The 19,023-nt window shown below is 68.4% G+C and carries 19 protein-coding genes; 11 read left to right on the top strand and 8 right to left on the bottom strand.

Annotated elements, in window-relative coordinates; all coding sequences use genetic code 11:
* Positions 1 to 17: 17 nt before the first annotated feature.
* The 3 genes from QSK17_RS29230 to QSK17_RS29220 all read right to left on the bottom strand — a co-directional run bounded on the left by QSK17_RS29230 (position 18) and on the right by QSK17_RS29220 (position 4,586).
* Positions 18 to 1,265, bottom strand: coding sequence for a trypsin-like serine peptidase (locus tag QSK17_RS29230; protein WP_285708683.1), 1,248 nt, complete (start codon positions 1,263 to 1,265; stop codon positions 18 to 20).
* Between the two features lie 561 nt (positions 1,266 to 1,826).
* Positions 1,827 to 2,999 (bottom strand): trypsin-like serine peptidase, encoded by a 1,173-nt coding sequence (locus tag QSK17_RS29225; protein WP_285708682.1) that lies wholly within the window; start codon positions 2,997 to 2,999, stop codon positions 1,827 to 1,829.
* A gap of 477 nt (positions 3,000 to 3,476) precedes the next feature.
* A complete protein-coding gene (locus QSK17_RS29220; protein ID WP_285708681.1) occupies positions 3,477 to 4,586 on the bottom strand; it encodes a trypsin-like serine peptidase in 1,110 nt (369 codons plus the stop codon).
* A gap of 335 nt (positions 4,587 to 4,921) precedes the next feature.
* Here QSK17_RS29220 and QSK17_RS29215 point away from each other — a divergent pair, with 335 nt between their 5' ends.
* The 4 genes from QSK17_RS29215 to QSK17_RS29200 all read left to right on the top strand — a co-directional run bounded on the left by QSK17_RS29215 (position 4,922) and on the right by QSK17_RS29200 (position 7,390).
* Positions 4,922 to 5,242 (top strand): SSI family serine proteinase inhibitor, encoded by a 321-nt coding sequence (locus QSK17_RS29215; RefSeq protein WP_285708680.1) that lies wholly within the window; start codon positions 4,922 to 4,924, stop codon positions 5,240 to 5,242.
* A 384-nt stretch (positions 5,243 to 5,626) separates the two neighbouring features.
* Positions 5,627 to 5,917, top strand: coding sequence for a hypothetical protein (locus QSK17_RS29210; protein WP_285708679.1), 291 nt, complete (start codon positions 5,627 to 5,629; stop codon positions 5,915 to 5,917).
* A complete protein-coding gene (locus QSK17_RS29205; protein WP_285708678.1) occupies positions 5,904 to 6,332 on the top strand; it encodes a type II toxin-antitoxin system VapC family toxin in 429 nt (142 codons plus the stop codon). The genes QSK17_RS29210 and QSK17_RS29205 overlap by 14 nt, the downstream gene beginning before the upstream one ends.
* A 95-nt stretch (positions 6,333 to 6,427) precedes the next feature.
* Positions 6,428 to 7,390: a zinc-binding dehydrogenase gene (locus QSK17_RS29200; protein WP_285708677.1), complete on the top strand. Its 963-nt coding sequence runs from the start codon at positions 6,428 to 6,430 to the stop codon at positions 7,388 to 7,390.
* Between the two features lie 193 nt (positions 7,391 to 7,583).
* On the opposite strand, the gene QSK17_RS29195 is transcribed toward QSK17_RS29200, so the two are convergent.
* The 5 genes from QSK17_RS29195 to QSK17_RS29175 all read right to left on the bottom strand — a co-directional run bounded on the left by QSK17_RS29195 (position 7,584) and on the right by QSK17_RS29175 (position 14,138).
* Positions 7,584 to 8,342, bottom strand: a complete 759-nt coding sequence (locus tag QSK17_RS29195) for a helix-turn-helix transcriptional regulator (RefSeq protein WP_285708676.1) — start codon at positions 8,340 to 8,342, stop codon at positions 7,584 to 7,586.
* Positions 8,339 to 9,160, bottom strand: coding sequence for a DUF4097 family beta strand repeat-containing protein (locus tag QSK17_RS29190; RefSeq protein WP_285708674.1), 822 nt, complete (start codon positions 9,158 to 9,160; stop codon positions 8,339 to 8,341). Before QSK17_RS29190 ends, QSK17_RS29195 begins: the two co-directional genes overlap by 4 nt.
* Before the next feature lie 190 nt (positions 9,161 to 9,350).
* Entirely contained in the window at positions 9,351 to 9,527 is a 177-nt protein-coding gene (locus tag QSK17_RS29185) for a DUF6104 family protein (RefSeq protein WP_285708672.1), read from the bottom strand.
* A 100-nt stretch (positions 9,528 to 9,627) separates the two neighbouring features.
* The gene (locus QSK17_RS29180; protein WP_285708708.1) at positions 9,628 to 13,305 is read right to left on the bottom strand and encodes a multifunctional oxoglutarate decarboxylase/oxoglutarate dehydrogenase thiamine pyrophosphate-binding subunit/dihydrolipoyllysine-residue succinyltransferase subunit; all 3,678 of its coding nucleotides are present in this window, start codon (positions 13,303 to 13,305) and stop codon (positions 9,628 to 9,630) included.
* A gap of 191 nt (positions 13,306 to 13,496) precedes the next feature.
* The gene (locus tag QSK17_RS29175; RefSeq protein WP_285708670.1) at positions 13,497 to 14,138 is read right to left on the bottom strand and encodes a B3/B4 domain-containing protein; all 642 of its coding nucleotides are present in this window, start codon (positions 14,136 to 14,138) and stop codon (positions 13,497 to 13,499) included.
* A 159-nt stretch (positions 14,139 to 14,297) separates the two neighbouring features.
* Here QSK17_RS29175 and QSK17_RS29170 point away from each other — a divergent pair, with 159 nt between their 5' ends.
* From QSK17_RS29170 to QSK17_RS29140, 7 genes are all read left to right on the top strand, one after another.
* Positions 14,298 to 14,549 carry an AbrB/MazE/SpoVT family DNA-binding domain-containing protein gene (locus tag QSK17_RS29170; RefSeq protein ID WP_285708669.1) on the top strand — a complete coding sequence of 84 codons (252 nt, stop codon included), beginning with the start codon at positions 14,298 to 14,300 and terminating at the stop codon, positions 14,547 to 14,549.
* Between the two features lie 16 nt (positions 14,550 to 14,565).
* Complete coding sequence (locus QSK17_RS29165; protein ID WP_285708707.1) at positions 14,566 to 14,964, top strand: type II toxin-antitoxin system VapC family toxin; 399 nt, start codon at positions 14,566 to 14,568, stop codon at positions 14,962 to 14,964.
* A 137-nt stretch (positions 14,965 to 15,101) separates the two neighbouring features.
* Positions 15,102 to 15,671, top strand: a complete 570-nt coding sequence (locus QSK17_RS29160; RefSeq protein ID WP_285708668.1) for a helix-turn-helix domain-containing protein — start codon at positions 15,102 to 15,104, stop codon at positions 15,669 to 15,671.
* Positions 15,661 to 16,977, top strand: coding sequence for an MFS transporter (locus QSK17_RS29155; RefSeq protein ID WP_285708667.1), 1,317 nt, complete (start codon positions 15,661 to 15,663; stop codon positions 16,975 to 16,977). The genes QSK17_RS29160 and QSK17_RS29155 overlap by 11 nt, the downstream gene beginning before the upstream one ends.
* Before the next feature lie 44 nt (positions 16,978 to 17,021).
* Positions 17,022 to 18,089, top strand: a complete 1,068-nt coding sequence (locus tag QSK17_RS29150) for an MBL fold metallo-hydrolase (protein ID WP_285708666.1) — start codon at positions 17,022 to 17,024, stop codon at positions 18,087 to 18,089.
* Positions 18,090 to 18,322: 233 nt separating this feature from the next.
* Complete coding sequence (locus QSK17_RS29145; protein ID WP_285708665.1) at positions 18,323 to 18,448, top strand: hypothetical protein; 126 nt, start codon at positions 18,323 to 18,325, stop codon at positions 18,446 to 18,448.
* Between the two features lie 116 nt (positions 18,449 to 18,564).
* Complete coding sequence (locus QSK17_RS29140; protein ID WP_285708705.1) at positions 18,565 to 19,008, top strand: flavin reductase family protein; 444 nt, start codon at positions 18,565 to 18,567, stop codon at positions 19,006 to 19,008.
* Positions 19,009 to 19,023 lie beyond the last annotated feature (15 nt).

Below are 19,023 nucleotides of genomic sequence, written 5' to 3'. Positions count from 1 at the left end.
CGTCAGTTCGTGAGGAACTAGGCGATCGAGCCGGACCAGAGGTTCTTGGCCGCGGAGTAGACGCCGTACAGCTCGCCGTCGAAGTACGGGGAGAAGCTGGTGTCGATGCGGTTGTTGCCGTCGGTGTCGGAGACGCCGATGGTCACGCCGTTCAGGTAGCCGAGACGGCGGCCGCTGCTGTAGTTCACCAGCCAGGAGGAGCCGAGGGCGCCCTCACCGGTGAAGGAGGACTTGGTGCCGATGAGCTCCTCGCCCTTGATGGACGGAACCTGGACCGGGAAGGTCTTGCCGTAGGTCCACTTGAGGGTCTGGCCGGAGAAGGCGTAGTTGCCGTCCGGGTGCGACCCGCTCGGGTAGCCGAACACGTAGACCGGCTTGCCGACCTTCTGGTTGTAGGCGATGCCCTGCCCGCCGACGTTGGCACCCAGGGCGCCGACGTCCTGGAGCTTCCAGACGTAGTAGTGGACGTTGCCCTTGTCATCCGTCTTGGTGCCCGCGAGGAGGGCAGGCGCGTTCTTCTCGTAGGACTCGTAGTCGAGCTTGGAGACTTCGGTCGAGGACACCGGGAAGTTCCGGTCCTCCGGGTTCGTCATGCCGCCGTTGACCTTGACGCCGTTGTAGACGGTGACGAACGCGTAGTCGCGGTCGGCGTCCTCGTAGACGTCGTAGTCATAGTGGGTGAAGGCCTGCTTACCCACGTACACGCCCCACGGGGTCCTGCCCTGGTAGTAACCCGGCACGAACGCCCAGTAGTTCAGGGTGGCCTTGTTCGACTCGGTGTCGTAGACGCAGTGACCGGCCGTGGCGACCAGGTTCTTGTACGCGGACTGCACGGACGTGGCCGAGCACCAGTGCGGGTTGACCGCCTGCCACTTCGGGTCCTTCTCGGTGCCGACGTTCTTGACGCCGTCCGCGAAGAACACCTTGCCCGTGGTCTTGGGCAGGTTGACGTTCTTCGACTTGGCGACCGTCTTCTTCTCGTCGCCGATCGCCGGGACAACGCCCGGCTTGCTGTCGGGGGCCGGGCCACCCTTGGAGACAAGCTTGGTCGTGACCGGCTTGGTCTCCACGGCGTACGGCGTGGCCGCGATCAGGTTGGCCGCGTCCTCGGCCAGCCAGAACGCCGCGACGTTCTTGGCGGCGATGCCGGTGGAAGCCATGGATGCGGTGGCGACGTCAGGGGCGGCCTGGGCCGGGACGGCCAGACCGGCGGCCAGCAGGCCGGCGGTGGCGACGAGGCCACCGAAGGCGAGAGTGCGCTTCATGGGGGAACTCCTTGGGCTGTCGTGGAACGCTTCTTGCGTCCCATGCGTCAGTAAAGGGATGGGGGAACCATACAGTCGGCTGAGTCCCCTTAAAACCGGGATAAGTGGCCATTTTCTGGCCCCTCGGAACCGCCGAGACGATCTTGGTGGGTCGAGGATTTCCCTGGCGTTGCTCCGGCGCCGGAGTCGTCGCAGCTAGGTGATAGTGCGGCCCGTTCTGTCGCGCCACGCGCACTGTTTCCGCATCGCTTAGCCATGATGGCATCTGTGATGTAAATCACACAGACTCCATTCAGGCGGCGGCCCCGACTCCGCCGCTCCTTGCCGGGCTTGAGCGCCTTGTCAGCCTTCTGACCTGCGATTTCTCCTGATCGAATTGACTAGGTCGTGTCATGATCCGCGCCTGCATGCTTCGGTCGCACCGCTGCATCCCAGATGCGACAAAAACCCCAAATCGGGCAGTGACGTTTTATGGTGCGGCGAGGTTTACCGCCAGATCTGAAAATAAGATGAAAAAGGGCCCGGCTCAGGAGCCGGGCCCTTCTTTCGGTCAGGTGGCGTTTACGCGATGCTGCCGGACCAGAGGTTCGCGGCGGCCTTGTAGACGCCGTAGAGCTCACCGTCGAAGTACGGCGAGACGCTGGTGTCGATCCGGTTGTTGCCGTCGGTGTCCGAGACGCCGCTCGTGATGCCGTTCAGGTAGCCGATGCGGCTGGCGTTCCTGTAGTTGAGCAGCCAGGCCGAGCCCGAGGAGCCCTCACCGGTGAAGGAGGACTTCACGCCCACCAGCTCCTCCGCCTTCACCTCGGGGGCCTTGGCCGCGAAGGTCTTGCCGTAGCTCCACTTGAGGGTCTTGCCGGAGAACGCGTAGTTGCCGTCCGGGTGCGACCCGCTCGGGTAGCCGAAGACGTAGACGGGCTTGCCGATCTTCTGGTTGTAGGCCAGGCCCTGGCCACCGACGTTGTCGCCCAGGCGGCCGACGTCGGTGAACTTGACGACGTAGTACTTGCCGCCATTCGACTTGCGGATGTACGGGCTGTACTTGTCGTAGGTGGCCTTGTCGACCTCCTGCCAGTTCCACTCCGCGGCGTCGAACCAGCTGGTGCCCGCCCCGGCCTTGATGCCGTTGTAGACCGTGACGAACGCGTAGTCGCGGTCGCCGTCCTCGTACACGTCGAAGTCGTAGTGCGTGAACGCCTGCTTGCCGACGTAGATACCCCACGGCGCCTTGGCCTGGTAGTAGCCGGGGATGAACACCCAGCGGTCCAGAGTGGCCTTGTTCGACCCGGTGTCGTAGACGCAGTGCCCGGCCGTGGCGACCAGGTTCCGGTACTTCGCCTGGACGGAGGTCGCGCTGCACCAGTGCGGCCGGCCGTCGGAGCCCTTGAAGAACACCTTGCCGGTGGTCTTCGGCAGGTTCACGTTCTTGGATGTGCCGGAGCCGCCCTTGCCGGTCGGCGAAACGGTGCCCGGCTTGCTGTCCGGCGCCGGGCCGCCCTTGGAGATGTGCTTCGCCACGACCTGCGTCTCGTACGGCGAGGCGTTGATCAGATTGGCCGCGTTCTGGTTCAGCCAGAACGCGACGACGTTCTTGGCGGCGACTCCGCTGGCGGCCAGCGGGTCGGTAGCCGTGTCACCAGCGGCCTGAGCGGGTGCCACGAGCGTGCTGCCGATCAGGCCGGCGGCGGCGAGACCCCCGAGAGGGAGGACCAGGCGCTTGACTCGGGTGTTCATGAAGCTCCTTGCGCTGTCGATAGACGCGAGAACGCCTCCATCTGTCAGTAAAGGGATGGTCAAAACACTACATGCGAGATCTTGCCGCCCCAGGGCTTGTCGGCGGCGGTTTCTCGCTCCGATACCCCGTGACGCTTTCGTGATTTTCCACAGCCGATGTCATCTTCGAGATCATTTCGTGATGTATGCGCAGGTGGCCGCTTGGTCGCGATCGGCGGTCCGTGCGGCCGCGCGAAGATCGCTTCGGCAGGGGATGTGATGTAAATCACATAAACCCCATGGCACCGATTTGCCCATGATCACGTCTAATTCTCCCGAAAAGTCACAAAGGTCTAACTGGAACGGCCGGACCTTCGCGGCGAGACGGAAACGGGGCCCGGCGGGAGGCCGGACCCCGAGAGGGAGGCGGGAGAGCAACGATCTTCGGGCGGACGCGCCCGCCGGTGAAGGGAGGCCGTACGGAAACCGGCCGAGGGCTCAGGAGGTGGACTGGCGCGCGGCCTGCAGGTAGACGCGCTGGGTGACCGTGTTGAAGTAGGGCGTGGAGACCGCGTCCATTTTCCCGTCCCCGTTCAGGTTCCAGGTCAGGCTGGTCACGCCGTTGATCCAACCGGTGCGCTTGACGCTGTCGTAGCCGATCACCCAGGGGCCGCCGCTGGCTCCCGAGGTGAAATCACAGCCGGCCAGCCGCACGCCGTGTTCCAACTGCCAGGTGGGCGCGCTGACCGACTTCTTCTCGGTCGTGTCCGAGCAGGTCTTGACGTCCTGGCCGGTGTACGGCCGGCTGCCGTCGGGGTGGGCGCCCGCGGGGTAGCCGAAAACGTGGGCCCTCTGGCCGGTGCCCTTGTTCCAGGCGAACTGGAACGCGCCGACCCTGTCCTCGAGGAGCCCCACGTCGGCCGAGCGGTACTTCACCTGGCCGCCGTCGGTGTAGGGCTGCCAGGTGAAACCCCGGTAGACCGTGACGAACGCGTAGTCCCGGTCGAAGTCGCCCTGCCCCTGGAAGTCCTGGTGCATGTAGAGCGTGTGCCCGACGAAGATGCCGGCGCTCGTCGCGCCGTTGGCGTACGACGGGATGAAGATCCAGTTCTCGACCGGCTTGTCCCTGGCGAGGGAGTACGCGCAGTGCCCGGCGGTCGCGACCAGGTTCTTGTACGCCGAGTGCACCGCCGAGGCGGAGCACCAGTACTCCTTGTCGTCGACCTTGAAGAAGACCTTGCCCACCATCGGCGGCGCGTCCGACGCCGGGGCGGCAGCGGGCGCGGGCGCGGAAGGCTTGGCAGGCGCCGCCGCGCGACCGACCTCCGCCGCCGACGTCGTGGCGGTGGCCGAGGGGGACGGCTTGGTCTTCGGCTCGTAGCTGCTCGCCCGCTTCAGCCGCTCCGGGCTCCAGTACGATGCGACCTTCCGCATGTCGGCCTGCGTCGCGGCCAGCGCGTACGAGCTGACGTCACCCCTCAGGGCCTTCGGCAGCACACCCGTGGTCGCCGCCGCGGCGGGCGTGGCGGGCCCAGGAATGGAGAGCATGGCGACCGCGCTCGTCGCGGCGAGGCCGCCGACGAGGCCGAGTGAGAGTCGCCGATGCACTGTCTGCCTTCTTTCATGGGTGGTAAGGGGTGATTTTTCCAGATCAACAGGAAATACGCGAAGCTTCGTGACCATCTCGTTATGAAACCCGTGGAACCGTTGGGATCTCTGTGGCGTCAGATTTGCCCGGCGCGACGGAGTGGGCGCTTGATCGGAGGGGCCCGCCCGTACAGGCTGTCGTCAGCCGAATCCGGGGGATTGATATGAGGCCACTCCTTTCACTTCTAGCCTTCACGGCCATCGCGGTCAGCCCGACCAGCGCCGCGGTCGCCGCCACAGTCCCACCACCGTGGGGACCCAACGTCAAGACCGACGTGCCGGTCAGGATCCATCCCATGAAGGCGCGCACCAAGTCGCTGGTGGTGACCGTCGCCAGGGGCGAAGCCGGAACCAAGCCGCAGCGCTTCGCGCTGCTGAGCTGCTCGTCCGCCCTGGGCACGCACCCGGCGCCAGGGAAGGCGTGTCCGATGCTGGAGAAGGCTGGCGGGGATCCCGCGAACCTCCAGCCGGACCCGGCCGTCGCCTGCCCCATGCTCTTCGATCCGGTCACGGTGACGGCTTCCGGAATCTGGAACGACGCCTACGTCCGGTTCGAGCACACGTACGGCAACGCCTGCCAGCTCCGCGCGATGACAGGTGCCATCTTCGCCTTCTGAGCGAGCCGCCGTACGTGAAAGGGGCCCGGTGTCATCCGCCGGGCCCCTTAAGCATGTCCAGGGCCAGGGCGGCCGCCCGTAGCTCACCGGTGAGGCCGAGGCCTTCCGTGGCCCGTTCCGTCGCGAATCCCTCACTGGAACCTCACGCCGCGGACGGCTCCCTCAAGATGTCCCGTCTTCCGCCGGCATCGCGTGCTCTGCCGCCGTCCGCATCCGCACTCTGTCTGTCGTGTGTGCGTACGCGTTCGGACCTGATCTTGCTGACATTCCGCACATTTCGGTCAGGTTTTCGAATTGGCTTGATGTTTTTGTGGCCATGCGATTACTTTCGGTGTTGACATTTAAATGTCTGGCGAAGACGCTGGAGTCATGCGGAGAACCACGGTGCGGATCGACGAGGCACTTCTCAACGAGGCGAAGGCGTTCGCCGCCAGAAACGGCAGAACCCTCAACTCGGTGATGGAGGAGGCCTTGCGCCAACTGATGAACCGCTCGGAACAGATCGCGAGCAGGCCCCGCGTGGACTTGCCGGTCTTCTGTGGCGAGCTGGGATACACGCCCCGGATGCAGGCGATCCTCGCCGCTGGGCACACTTTCGAGGAGGCCGTCGACGCCCTCTGGCTGGAGGAGCAGCTCGAGACTCTGGAAGGGGTCCGGCGCGATGATGCTCGTTGACACGAACGTGTACGTCAACGCCTTCCGTCCGGAGAACGATCGACACACGGAGTATCGATCCTGGCTGGACGACACGATCAACGGCCTCCAGGCATACGCTGTGGCGGACTTCGTGATCAACGGATTCATTCGGATCGTGACGAATCCGCGTGCGTACAAGGAGCCGGCGTCGATCGGCATGGCTCTGGAGTTCGCCGGATATGTCCGAAACCAGCCGCACGCCATCGTCGTGACGCCCGGCGAGCGACACTGGGAGATCTTCTCGAAGTTGTGCGGGAGCACTCCTGCGATCGGCAAGCTGGTTCCTGACGCCTACCTTGCCGCGTTGGCGATCGAGCACGGGTGCGAGTTCGTCACGTGTGACGGCGATTTCGCGAAGTTCCCCGGCCTGCGGTGGCGGCATCCGCTGGACTGACCGCCTCCGATTCCTGATCACGTACGACAGGCGCCCCGCGACGCTCCGCGAGAGCCGTACGTGATCTTGAAGGCGGGGCGGAGTAATGTTCGGGCATGTTCGCCGTAACCGCCACTCAGACCGACCCCGGCAACCCTCTCAAGGGGCTGACGCTCGGTGAGCGCCCTGATCCCACGGTTCCCGACGGCTGGACCACGGTCACCGTCAAGGCCGCAGCGCTCAACCATCACGACCTATGGACGCTCAAGGGCGTGGGCGTCCGCCAGGACCGCTTGCCCATCATCCTCGGCTGCGATGCCGCCGGCCTGGACGAGGACGGCAATGAAGTCATCGTCCATTCGGTGATCGGAACTCCGGTGGACGGAGACGAGACGCTCGATCCCCGGCGTTCGCTGCTTTCCGAGGTTTACGACGGCACCTTCGCCGAGAAGGTGGCCGTCCCCAAGCGCAACCTCGTGCCCAAGCCTGCGGCGATCTCCTTCGAGGAGGCCGCCTGCCTGCCCACCGCGTGGTTGACGGCCTACCGCATGTTGTTCGACAAGGCCGGGTTGCAGCCGGGATCGACCGTGCTGGTCCAGGGCGCGGGCGGCGGCGTGGCGACCGCGCTCATCGCGCTCGGCCGGGCCGGCGGTTTCCGGGTGTGGGCCACCAGCCGCTCGGAGGAGAAGCGGGCCCGTGCTCTCGAACTCGGCGCGGACCAGGTCTTCGAGAGCGGGGCGCGGCTGCCCGAACGGGTCGACGCGGTGATGGAGAGCGTCGGCGCGGCGACCTGGGACCACTCCCTCGGCTCGTTGCGACCCGGCGGCCGCATCGTGGTCTGCGGTGCGACCAGCGGCATGGTCGCCCCCACGCAGCTCGCCCAGATCTTCTTCCTTCAGCGATCCATCGTGGGATCCACCATGGGGACCAGGGAGCAGCTCGCCAGGCTGGGCGTCTTCCTGGAGCAGACCGGCGTACGCCCGATCATCGACCGCGTGCTGCCGCTCACGCGCGCGGAGGAGGGGTTCGCCGCCATGCATGACGGCGACGTCTTCGGCAAGATCGTCTTCACCGTGTGACGCGTCCGGCGCGGGAAGCCGTTCCCGGGAGCGCCACGCGACACGGTCGGTTCCGTGTGCGCGCCCGCTCTCGGGAACGCCCCGCCCCTCCGTGTACGGAGGACCGAACGAGGAGCCGGCCGCCGGAGCGCTGAGCGGGCCCGCCGGGGGGTGCACGGGCAGGAACGGATTGCGCCAGCCGTACATGGCGGTGTCAGGACCGGAGCGTGTCGCGGATGCGCGCGGCCGCCTCGTCGAGGACGGACCGGCACTCGTCGAGGGCGGACTCGGTCATCCGGCCGTGCGCCGCCTCCTGGCGGATCTCGCCGACGAAGTCGGCCAGCATTCGCCCGAGCTCGGCGTCCAGGTTCGGCGTGCGGCGCGGCTCTCCGATCCACGCCCCTGTCTCGCTCCAGATCCGGTCCCACTCCCGGCTCCAGCGCATGACATCCTCGTGCCACTGCTGCTTGTGGCGGCGCCAGTTCTCCTTCTGCTGCCGCAGCTCCTCCTTGTGCTCCTGGCGCTGCCGCTTCCACTCGTCCTTCTGCTCGCGCCAGGCATCGCGCTTCTCCCGGTCGGCTTGGTGATTGATGTCCTTGGCCATCTGGGTGAGTTCTTGGCGGAGGGACCGGACCGTCTGGCGGACGTCCTCCTTGACCTCGCGCGCGATGTCCTGGACCGAGGCGGTGATCTCCTGCTCCAGTTCGGCGAGCTCGTCCATCCGGCTGGCCAGCTCCGCCCGGCCCTTGTCGGTGAGCGTGAAGACCTTCTTTCCGTCCACGACCTCGTGGGTGACCAGGCCCTCCTCCTCCAGCCGCGCGAGCCGCGGGTAGATCGTGCCCGGTGACGGCGAGTAGACGCCGAGGAACCGGTCCTGGAGCAGCCGGATCACTTCGTAACCGTGTCTGGGGCTCTCTTCGAGCAACTTGAGCAGGTACAGCCGAAGCCGGCCGTGCCCGAAGACGGGACTCATGCCCACTCTCCGTTTCGCTGGTTCGCGGATTCCTTGCTGAGGAGTGTGACGTCACCGGAGACCGTGGTCGCCGTGACCGAGGCCATGCCGCCGCCGAGGCGTCCGGTCAGCGTCCTCGCGCCCGGCCGGTTGTTGCTCTCCAGACCGGAGAACGCCGCCTTGAGGTCGCCGGAGGCGGAGCGGAGGGCCACGCCGCTGTCGACCGTGTGCGGGAGCCGCACCACGATGTCGCCGGACACGCTGTTGAGGGTGACGTGGCCGGTGGGGGCGAGCTCCAGGTCGGCGGTGATCCGGCCGGACACCGTGTTGGCCCGCAGCCGGCGCGGAGCCCCTCCGGCGACGGTCAGCTCGCCCGAGACGCTGGTGAACGACAGGTCGCCAGCGAGGCCGCGGCTCTCCACCGAGCCCGACACCGTCTCGGCGCTCACGTCGCCGGTTACGCCGTCCAGGACGATCTCGCCGGAGACGCTCTTCACGTTGGTGCGCCCCTCGAAGCCGGCCACCACCGCGGACGCGGAGATCACACCGACCTGCACGGGGCAGTCTTTCGGAACGGTGAGCGTGGCGGTGATGATCCGCTTCCCGGGCCGCAGCCAGCCGAGGATGCCGTCCCAGGTGAGGTCCTTGTACGCCACGGTGAGCCGGCCGTCCTCGTCGTGGGTGACCACGAGCGGCGGGGTGTCGATGTCGCCGACCTCGAGGGTGGGCGGGCCGTCGCTGGCGAGAACGGCCAGCCGTCCGGCGACGATGCGCACGCTTACCTGCGACACGGGCCCGAACGTCAACTGCGCGGGTTTCTCGATCGTCCAGTTCGACATGGCTCGACCTTTCGACGTGAAGTTCCGTCGGCCCCGCGAGATCGGCGGCCAACCCTCAGTACACACGATATGTCGTGTGTACTGAAAGTCAAGATGTATCGCGTTTCCGCTCCCACTGGTGCGCGCTTGATTCGCCAGACACGACCCAGGCCCGGTCCCTCGCGGAGCCGGGCCGTACGCGATCGGCGCGCTATTCGTCCTCGTCGTCGAGGCGGGCGAGCCAGGTGGCCAGGCGCTCAACCGGGATCTCGAACTCCGGGTTGAGGTCGACGAACTCGCGCAGCCGCTCGGCCAGCCAGCCGACGCTGACCTCCTCGTCGCCGCGCCGGTTAACGAGCTCCTCGATGCCCCTGTCGGTGAAGTACATGTCCTCGCTCCTCGATCGGTCCCCGTAAAGGGGGAAGTCCCCCGCGGACGGGCCGAGGGGGACTTCTCTGGGTGTGCCGTGGGCCCGGAGGCCGTACGGACTAGCCGAAGATCTCCTTGGTGATCGCCTCCAGCTCGGCGTCGTGCGCGGAGTGCGACCCCGTCGCCGGCGACGAGTTCGCCGCACGGGAGACCCGGCGCAGGCGCCGGCCGTCGAGCAGCTCGGGCCGCTCGGTCGTCTTCAGCGTGAGGTACGGCCACGGGCCCATGTTGACCGGCTCGTCCTGGGCCCAGATCAGTTCGGCGTCGGCGGAGTAGCGGGCGAGCTCCGCCTTGAGCGGGTTCTCCGGGAACGGGAAGAGCCGCTCGATACGGACGATCGCGATGTCGGTCCGGCCGGACTTCTCCCGCGCGGCGGCCAGGTCGTAGTAGATCTTGCCGGAGCACAGGACCACCCGGGTGACCGCCGACGGATCCACGGTCGTGTCACCGATGACCGGCCGGAACGAGCCGGAGGTGAACTCCGACGTCGCCGACGCCGCGCCCTTGTGCCGGAGCAGCGACTTGGGCGTGAACACGATCAGCGGCCTGCGCCGGTTGGACAGGGTCTGCCAGCGCAGCAGGTGGAAGTAGTTCGCCGAGGTGGTCGGCTGAGCGACGGTCATGTTGTCCATCGCGCACAGCTGCAGGTAGCGCTCGATCCGGGCCGAGGAGTGGTCCGGACCCTGGCCCTCGTAACCGTGCGGCAACAGCAGCACGACCGACGACCGCTGGCCCCACTTCTGCTCGCCCGACGAGATGAACTCGTCGATGATCGACTGGGCGCCGTTGGCGAAGTCGCCGAACTGCGCCTCCCAGCAGACCAGGGCGTCGGGGCGCACCACGCTGTAGCCGTACTCGAAGCCCATCGCCGCGAACTCGCTCAGCAGGGAGTCGTAGACGTAGAACTTCGTCGTGCCCTGGTTGAACGTCTTCAGCGGGGTGTGGTCCTCGCCGGTGACCCGGTCGACCAGGACGGCGTGCCGCTGGCCGAACGTGCCACGGCGGGAGTCCTGCCCGACGAGGCGGACGGGGTGGCCGTCGATCAGCAGGCCGCCGAAGGCGAGGGCCTCACCGGTCGCCCAGTCGATCGTGTCGTCGGTGATCATGGTGCCGCGGCGCTGCAGGATCGGCGCCAGGCGCGGGTGCACCGTGAAGCCCTCGGGCAGGTTGAGCTGGGTCTCGATGACCCGCTTGACCGTCTCCTCGGAGATGGCGGTCTCGGTGTCCTCGTGCGACCACGGGATCACCTCGTCCGCCGGAGGCTTGACGACCGCGCCGGGCTCGAGCGGCTTCTTGGCCGCCTCGCGCGTCTCGGTGAACGCCCGCTCGAGCTGGTCCTGGTAGTCGCGCAGCGCCTGCTCCGCGTCCTCGACCGTGATGTCGCCGCGGCCGATCAGGGACTCGGTGTAGAGCTTGCGAGTGGACCGCTTGGCGTCGATCAGGTCGTACATCAGCGGCTGGGTGAACGAGGGGTTGTCCGTCTCGTTGTGCCCGCGGCGCCGGTAGCAGACCATGTCGATGACGACGTCCTTGCGGAACGCCTGGCGGTACTCGTAGGCGAGCCGGCCGACCCGGACCACGGCCTCGGGGTCGTCCCCGTTGACGTGGAAGATCGGCGCCTGGATCATCCGGGCGACGTCCGTGGCGTACACCGAGGAGCGCGAGCTGGCCGGGCTGGTGGTGAAGCCGACCTGGTTGTTGACCACGATGTGGACGGTGCCGCCGGTGCGGTAGCCGCGGAGCTGCGACAGGTGCAGCGTCTCGGCGACCACGCCCTGGCCGGCGAACGCCGCGTCACCGTGCACGAGCACGGGCAGGACGCTGAAGCCCTCCTCGCCGCGCTCCAGGAGGTCCTGCTTGGCGCGGACGACGCCTTCGAGGACGGGGTCCACGGCCTCCAGGTGCGACGGGTTGGCCACCACCGATGCGGTGATCTTGGTGCCGTCGGGGGCGACGAAGCCGCCGGTCGCGCCGAGGTGATACTTCACGTCGCCGGAGCCGTGCGCGCTGCGCGGGTCGATGTTGCCCTCGAACTCGCCGAACACCTGGGCATAGGACTTGCCCACGATGTTGGCCAGCACGTTGAGGCGGCCCCGGTGCGCCATGCCGATGACGACCTCGTCCAGATCCTCGGCCGCGGCCGCGCTGATCACCGAGTCGAGCAGCGGAATCAGCGACTCGCCGCCCTCCAGCGAGAACCGCTTCTGGCCGACGTACTTGGTCTGCAGGAAGGTCTCGAACGCCTCGGCGGTGTTGAGCCTGCGCAGGATGTGCAGCTGCTCGTCACGGTCGGGCTTGGTGTGCGGCTTCTCGATCCGCGCCTGGATCCAGGCCCGCTCCTCGGGGTCCTGGATGTGCATGTACTCGATGCCGACGGTGCGGCAGTACGTGTCGCGCAGCACGCCCAGGATGTCGCGCAGCTTCATCAGCGGCTTGCCGCCGAAACCGCCGGTGGCGAACTCGCGCTCCAGGTCCCACAGCGTCAGGCCGTGCGACTTGATGTCGAGGTCGGGGTGCTTGCGCTGGTGGTACTCCAGCGGGTCGGTGGCCGCCATGAGGTGGCCGCGGACCCGGTACGCGTGGATGAGCTCCAGGACGCGGGCGGACTTGGCCACGTCGTCGTCGTGGGTGGCGGAGATGTCCTGGACCCAGCGGACCGGCTCGTACGGGAGCTGCAGCGACTCGAAGATGGCGTCGTAGAAGCCGTCCTCGCCCAGCAGGAGCCGGTGGATGCGGCGCAGGAAGTCACCCGACTGCGCGCCCTGGATGATCCGGTGGTCGTACGTCGAGGTGAGCGTCATCACCTTGCTGATCGCGAGGCGGTTGAGCGTCTCGACCGAGGCGCCCTGGTACTCCGCGGGGTACTCCATCGCGCCGACGCCGATGATCGTGCCCTGGCCGGGCATCAGGCGGGGCACGGAGTGGACGGTCCCGATCGTGCCGGGGTTCGTCAGGGAGATCGTTGTGCCCTGGAAGTCGTCCACGCCCAGCTTGCCGGCGCGTGCCTTGCGGACGACGTCCTCGTACGCCACCCAGAACTGGCGGAAGTCGAGCGTCTCGGCCGCCTTGATCGACGGGACGAGGAGCTGGCGGGTGCCGTCGGCCTTCTGCACGTCGATGGCGAGGCCGAGACCCACGTGCTCGGGCTTGACCAGGACCGGCTTGCCGTCCACCTCGGCGTAGGAGTAGTTCATCTCCGGCATGGCCTTCAGCGCCTGGACGACCGCGAAGCCGATCAGGTGGGTGAAGGAGATCTTGCCGCCACGCCCGCGCAGCAGGTGGTTGTTGATGACGATGCGGTTGTCGATCAGCAGCTTCGCCGGGACGCCGCGCACGCTCGTCGCCGTCGGGACCGCGAGCGAGGCCTCCATGTTGAGCGCCGTGCGCGCGGCGGCGCCGCGCAGCTTCTCCTCGGCCGCGCCAGCCGGTACTGGCGTGGGGGCGGCCTTCTTTTCCGCCTTCTCCGCCTTCTCCGCCTTCTCCGGCTTCGCGGCCGCGGGCGCCGGTGCGGCGGGGGCCTTGGCTGCGGGGGAGGGTGGAGACGGGGGAGCGGCAACGGCGGTGGCTCCGGCGGCGGTGGTGGCCTTGCCGGTTCCGTTGTAGTCAGCGAAGAAATGCCACCATGCCTTGTCCACTGACTCGGGATCCTGCAGGTACTTCTGGTACAACTCGTCGACAAGCCATTCGTTTTGCCCGAAGCTTGCCAGCGGGTTTGTCCGCGACGACTCAGACGACACGGCGGAAATCGCCCTCTTCCGCAGATCGGCGTTGATGATAGAGAACTTGTCCAAGGCTACTCGCCCGGGACAGGGGGTGCGCCCGTCCGGCCGCAGGTCCCGGCCTATCCTCCCAGGACTGACCAAACAGGTCACGTCCGGGTAGCCCATCTGGGGGGTGAGCCCATGCTTACCAGATGGTCATATCGGTGTTACCGGGTCAGGCGTGACTCGATCCGGATGCCAGGGGTGATGGTGTCCAGCAACGCGGCCAGCTCGTCCCCCGCGGCCGAAAGTTCCTCCAACGAGAGGGGCTCCAGGCGTTCGAGCAGGAACAAGGCGTCCACGGTGTCCTCGGTGATCCGCGTCCGGACGCACTGCCGCCAGTTCCACCGACGGCAGGTGACACCGGCGTCGTCCCGCCAGACGACCTCGCCGATCCCCGGGTCGCCGAGAACCTCGTCGGACGGCTCGTCGCCCGCGGCCCGGACCAGGCGCGCCGCGCCCTCGTAGTGCCCGAGGTCCTCGCCGCCGATCGGCAGGCCGTGCCGTACGGACACGGAGTTGTAGGCGTCGACCACGAGGTTGATCTCGGGAAGCGGCATCCGCCGGATGAGGGCGTCGACCGAGGGGCGGGTGCGCTGCGGCTTGGCGCCGAAGGCGCGATAGGCCGCGCGCCACGCCTCGATCTTCTCGTCTTCGAGCGGCGGCGCCGCCTCCGCCGCCTCGGTGAGCCAGCCGCGCGACCTGTCGTCGCTGGGGCCGTTGGCGAGGCCGTACGCGCAGACGGCCAGGACGGCGAAGTCGGGACGCAGCTCGCGGACCGCTTCGTCCACCCTGATTGCCTCGATCACGCGGTACAGCCTAGGGCGTCGTCACCGCTGCGCACCGCGCTCGACAACGGCCCGCTCCATCACGGGGCACCGCGCAGGCCGTCGGCTACACTGCGAAACCGCTTGCGTGCGATCCGTTATCACTCTTAGCCTTTACTTGTGATGGGTACGGTAAAGGTTATGGAGCACGAAAAGCGGCCGCGTGTCCGACGTGCGGGACCGGCGCGGATCTCCAGCAAGAACCAGGTGACCCTGCCGGCCGCCGTGCTGCGCAGCCTCGGGCTCCACGCGGGGGATCCGATCGACATCGAAGAGGAAGACGGCCGCATCGTCATCCGGCGGCACCGCAGCCGCTTCGATGGCGTCGTCGGCACCCTGCCCGGTTTCACCGAGGCCGTGGACGTCGAGGCCGAGCGGGACGGGTGGAGCTGACACCGTGCCTGTCGTGATGCTCGATACGAACGTCATCTCCGGCCTGCTCGATCCCGATGACGCGCTTCACCGCGACGCCCTCGACGCTGTACGCCGCTGGGAGGGGCGTGCGGCGTCCTTCGCGGTCTCCGTGATCACATGGAGCGAGCTGCGGGTGGGGGCCCTTCGCCGAGGAGCGGAGGCCGAGAAGGCGCTCGACCGGTTCCGCGCCGCTGCCATCGATCGGGTCCTTCCAGTGGACGAGCCGACGGCCGACGGCGCGGCGCGGCTCAGAGCGGGAGACCTGACCCTCCGCATGCCGGACGCCCTCATCATCGCGACCGCGCGGGAGGTGGGGGCCGATGCGTTGCTCACCGCGGATCGGAAGTTCCCCGGGGTCGCTCCCGGCCTGGTCGAGCTGATCCGTCCGAGCTGATCCGTCCGAGCTGATCCGTCCGGCGTCGATGATCTCCGGCGCCGATCGCCGCCTGACCGGCGTAGTACTCGACCGATGGAATCCACATCACAAAGAAAGTATTGCAAAGCTATCTTTGCGATGTTAGAACCGGAGACATGGACGACACCTTCCATGTCACCGATCCCCGAACGCTCAAGGCCGTGGCACATCCGCTGCGGGTCCGCCTCCTGGGGGCGCTGCGGATCGACGGGCCGGCGACGGCCACGGAACTGGCCGCCAAGTTCGGCGAGAGCTCGGGCTCGACCAGCTACCACCTGCGGCAACTTGCCAAGTACGGCTTCGTCGAGGAGGACAGCGAACAGCGCGACCGGCGCGAGCGCCGCTGGCGGGCGGCCCACGCGTACACGTCGTGGAGCAACACCGCGCTGTCCGGCGCTCCTGAGGGGCGCGAGGCGGTGGCCTTCATGCGCCGGCGGCAGATGGAGGTGCTCAGGGAGGCTGTCGAGGCGTTCGATCGGGACTCCGCGTCCTGGGGCGCGGAGTGGATCGAGGCGGCCGGCATGGCCGACGACGTCGTCCGGCTCACGCCCGCCTCGGTCGCCGCCCTCTACGGGCGGGTTTCCGCCCTTCTCCGGGAGCTCGAGGAGCACGACAAGGACGCCCCCGACGCCGAGCGGGTGTCCGTGTTCGTCAGCGCGCACCCGGTGCGCGGTTATGTGGGGTGACACGCTGACCGCGGCGGGCGCGCGGCGGAGATACGCCCTGATCCAGTTTCTCGCCTGGCTGCCCCCGGGGCTGATGATGGCGCCGATGGTGCTGCTGATGTCCGCCCGGGGACTCGATCTGGGGGAGATCGGCCTGGTGTCGGCGGCGTACTCCGTCACCATCGTGGTGCTGGAGCTCCCGACCGGCGGGCTCGCCGACGTCGTGGGGCGCCGCACGGTGCTCGCGGTCGGCACCGGCTTCAGCGCGGTCGGCCTCGTCGTGATGGCCCTGGCCGACTCCGTGTGGCTGTTCTTCGTGGCCTCGCTGTTCAAGGGCGTCGCGCGGGCGCTGTCCAGCGGCCCCGCTCAGGCCTGGTACGTCGACGCGCTGCACGCGGCCGAGGGGCCGGACGCCGATCTCAAGCCCGGCCTCGCCGTGGGGTCCGCCGCGAGTTCGACTGCCCTGCTCGGCGGGGTGCTCGCCGGCGGACTCGCGCCGCTTGTGCTGCCCGGCGACGAGGTGCTGCGGCTCTCGGTCCCGGTGTGGTGCGGCGCGGTCGCGGCGGTCGCCGCCCTCGTCGTGGTCGTCGTCGCGATGCCGGAGCCGCCTCGCTCGACATCGCGCGGCGGCCCCGCGCGATCGCGCGCGGCGGCGCGGTTCGGGGAGATCCTCACGGACGTCCCGCTGACGATCCGCGACGGCTTCCACATGGCGGTTCGCGACCGGGGCCTGGCCCGGCTGCTGCTGTTCTCGGCGGCGAGCGGGATGATGCTGGCCGCCATCGAGACGCTGACGCCGGTGCGGCTGGCCGAGCTCACCGGCCGGCTGGAGACGGGGAGCTCGGTCTATGCGTTCGTGGCCGCGGTCGGCTTCGCCGGGAACGCCGTCGGGAGCTCGATCGCCCTGTTCGTGGCCCGGCTTCTCCGCACGTCCACCCGCACCGCGGTCGCCGCGATCGTGGTGACCGCAGCGGCGCTCGGCGGGCTGGCGGCGTCGGTCGCGCTGTCCGGCACGGCAGGGGTGGTCGCGGCGGGCGTGGCGTACTTCCTCGTTTTCGCGGCGATCTCCGTCGCGGAGCTGGTCCGCGGTGAGCTGATCCATCTGCGGGTGGAGTCGGCCCGGCGCGCCACGGTGATGTCCGTGGACTCCCTCCAGCTCCAGTTCGGCGGCCTGCTGATCACGCTCGGGCTCGGCCCGCTGACCACCGGCCTCGGCATCGGCGGCACCTGGGCGGCCGTGGCCGTCGTGATTCTTGTCTCATCCCTCCTGTTCGTACGGCTCCCCGCCCATCGGACGGCTCTCGCACCCGCCCCGAGTAGAACTTGATTCGGTATCCGGGGCAGAATCTTTGCGGCGAAAGGGGCAGGCCGATGAGCAAGCCGATGGTGACGGCGGCGAACGAGCAGCAGCGTGTGGCATGGAACGGAGGGGCGCTGCCCGAGGTGGAGCGGGTCCGGCCCGGCCTCTGGTCGATCCCCGTGCCGATCCCGATCAACCCGCTGCGGTACGTCCTGGTCTACGCGATGGAGCTGCCGGACGGCGTCGCGATCATCGACGCGGGATGGAACACCGACGAGGCGTACGACGCGCTCACCGCCGGGCTCGGCGTGGCCGGATACGCGGTCACCGACATCAAGGCCGTCCTGGTCACGCACATCCATCCGGACCACTACGGCCTCGCTGGGCGTCTCAGGGAGGCGTCGGGCGCGTGGATCGGGCTGCACCCCGCCGACGCGCGGTTGGTGCGCGACCGCTACGACGAACCGGGCATCCAGGCGCTCGCCGATCGGGGGAGGGAGCTGCTCCTCCGGTGCGGCGTGCCCGACATGACGGCCCAGGAGCTGGCCGGGGCGTCCATGATGATGCGCAACTACGTGTCGACGGCCGCGCCCGACCGGCTGATCGAGGACGGTGAGCGGCTCGACCTGCCGGGCTGGCACCTGAAGGCGATCTGGACGCCGGGGCACTCGCCCGGTCACCTGTGCTTCGTCGAGGCCGACCGCAAGCTGCTGTTCTCAGGCGACCACGTGCTCCCCCGGATCACCCCCCACGTGGCGGTCCACCCCCAGTCGGCGCCCAACCCGCTGGCCGACTATCTCGACTCGCTGCGGAGCGTCGGCAAGCTGGACGTGGACGAAGTGCTCCCCGCCCACGAATACCGTTTCCTGGAGCTTTCTGAGCGGGTGGACTACGTGATCGGCCACCACGAGGAGCGGCTCGCGGAGATCGAGGCCGTGCTCGCGGCCTCCGGCGGTGTCACCTGCTGGGAACTGGCCACTCGCCTCACCTGGTCGCGGCCGTGGGAGACGATCCCGGCGTTCATGCAGCGCTCCGCGACCAACGAGACTCTCGCCCACCTGGTGTGGCTGGAGGCCCGGGGCCTGGCGGCCCGGGTCGAGGGCGAGCCGGACGTGTGGCATTCCATGGAAGGTCAGTAGGAAAGATTTACTTTACTGTGAGTCGTGTTCGGCGTCACGGTCATGAGCCGGGGCCCGTACCTGACCAGGCGTGCCCACCGTGGACGTCGGCCGCGTCTTGAGCGCCCGGTGTCGTCGTGCCTCGTAGAAAGCGATCCGCCCGCGGGCGCGGGCGGTCACCTCTTCGTGAGGGCTGTGCGCGGGGACAGAGAAATGTCCCAGTGCATGCATGCTGTACAGGTAAGGAGTGCGACATGACGATCGTGACGCTGGTCGGCGACCCGAGGGCCGGATCGCGGACGCTGGACGTCGCCGTCCGGGCCGCCTGGGTGGACCAGGTGGCCGTGCGGCTCGCGCTTCCGCAGGAGGTGACCGCGTGACCGTTGCGCACGAGATACCGGAGGAGAGCGGCCGCTCGCGGCTCAGGCTTGTCGCGGGTGTGGGAGAGGGGACTGGTGAGGGGGTCGGCGGCGAGGAGTTCCGCCGGGCGCTCGCCATGCATGCGGCGGGGGTCGTGGTCGTCACCGCGCTTCCCGACGGGGAGCCGGTCGGCCTGACGGCCACCTCGTTCTCCTCCGTGAGCCTCAGCCCTCCGCTGGTGTCGTTCTACGTGGCCCAGTCCTCGAGGACCTGGCCGCGGCTGCGGAGGGCCGGCGACTTCGCGGTGAACGTGCTCGCGAGTGACCAGGCCGACGTGGCGTCCCAGTTCGCGAAGAAGGGCGTGGACAGGTTCGCCCACCCGACGCGATGGACGGACGGGCCGGACGGCGTTCCCCTGCTCGACGGCGTGTCCGCCCACCTGATCTGCCGTACGCACCACACGGTCGAGGTCGGCGACCACATCCTGGTGGTCGGCCTGGTCACGGCGACGACGGTCGAGCGCGCCGGCCGGCCGCTGCTCTACCACCAGGGCAGGTTCGGCCGTTTCCTGCCGCACTGACGCGCCGCACGCGGG

Source organism: Microtetraspora sp. NBRC 16547 (assembly GCF_030268965.1).
Lineage (GTDB): Bacteria > Actinomycetota > Actinomycetes > Streptosporangiales > Streptosporangiaceae > Microtetraspora.
This window is presented reverse-complemented; position numbering and strand designations above follow the sequence as displayed.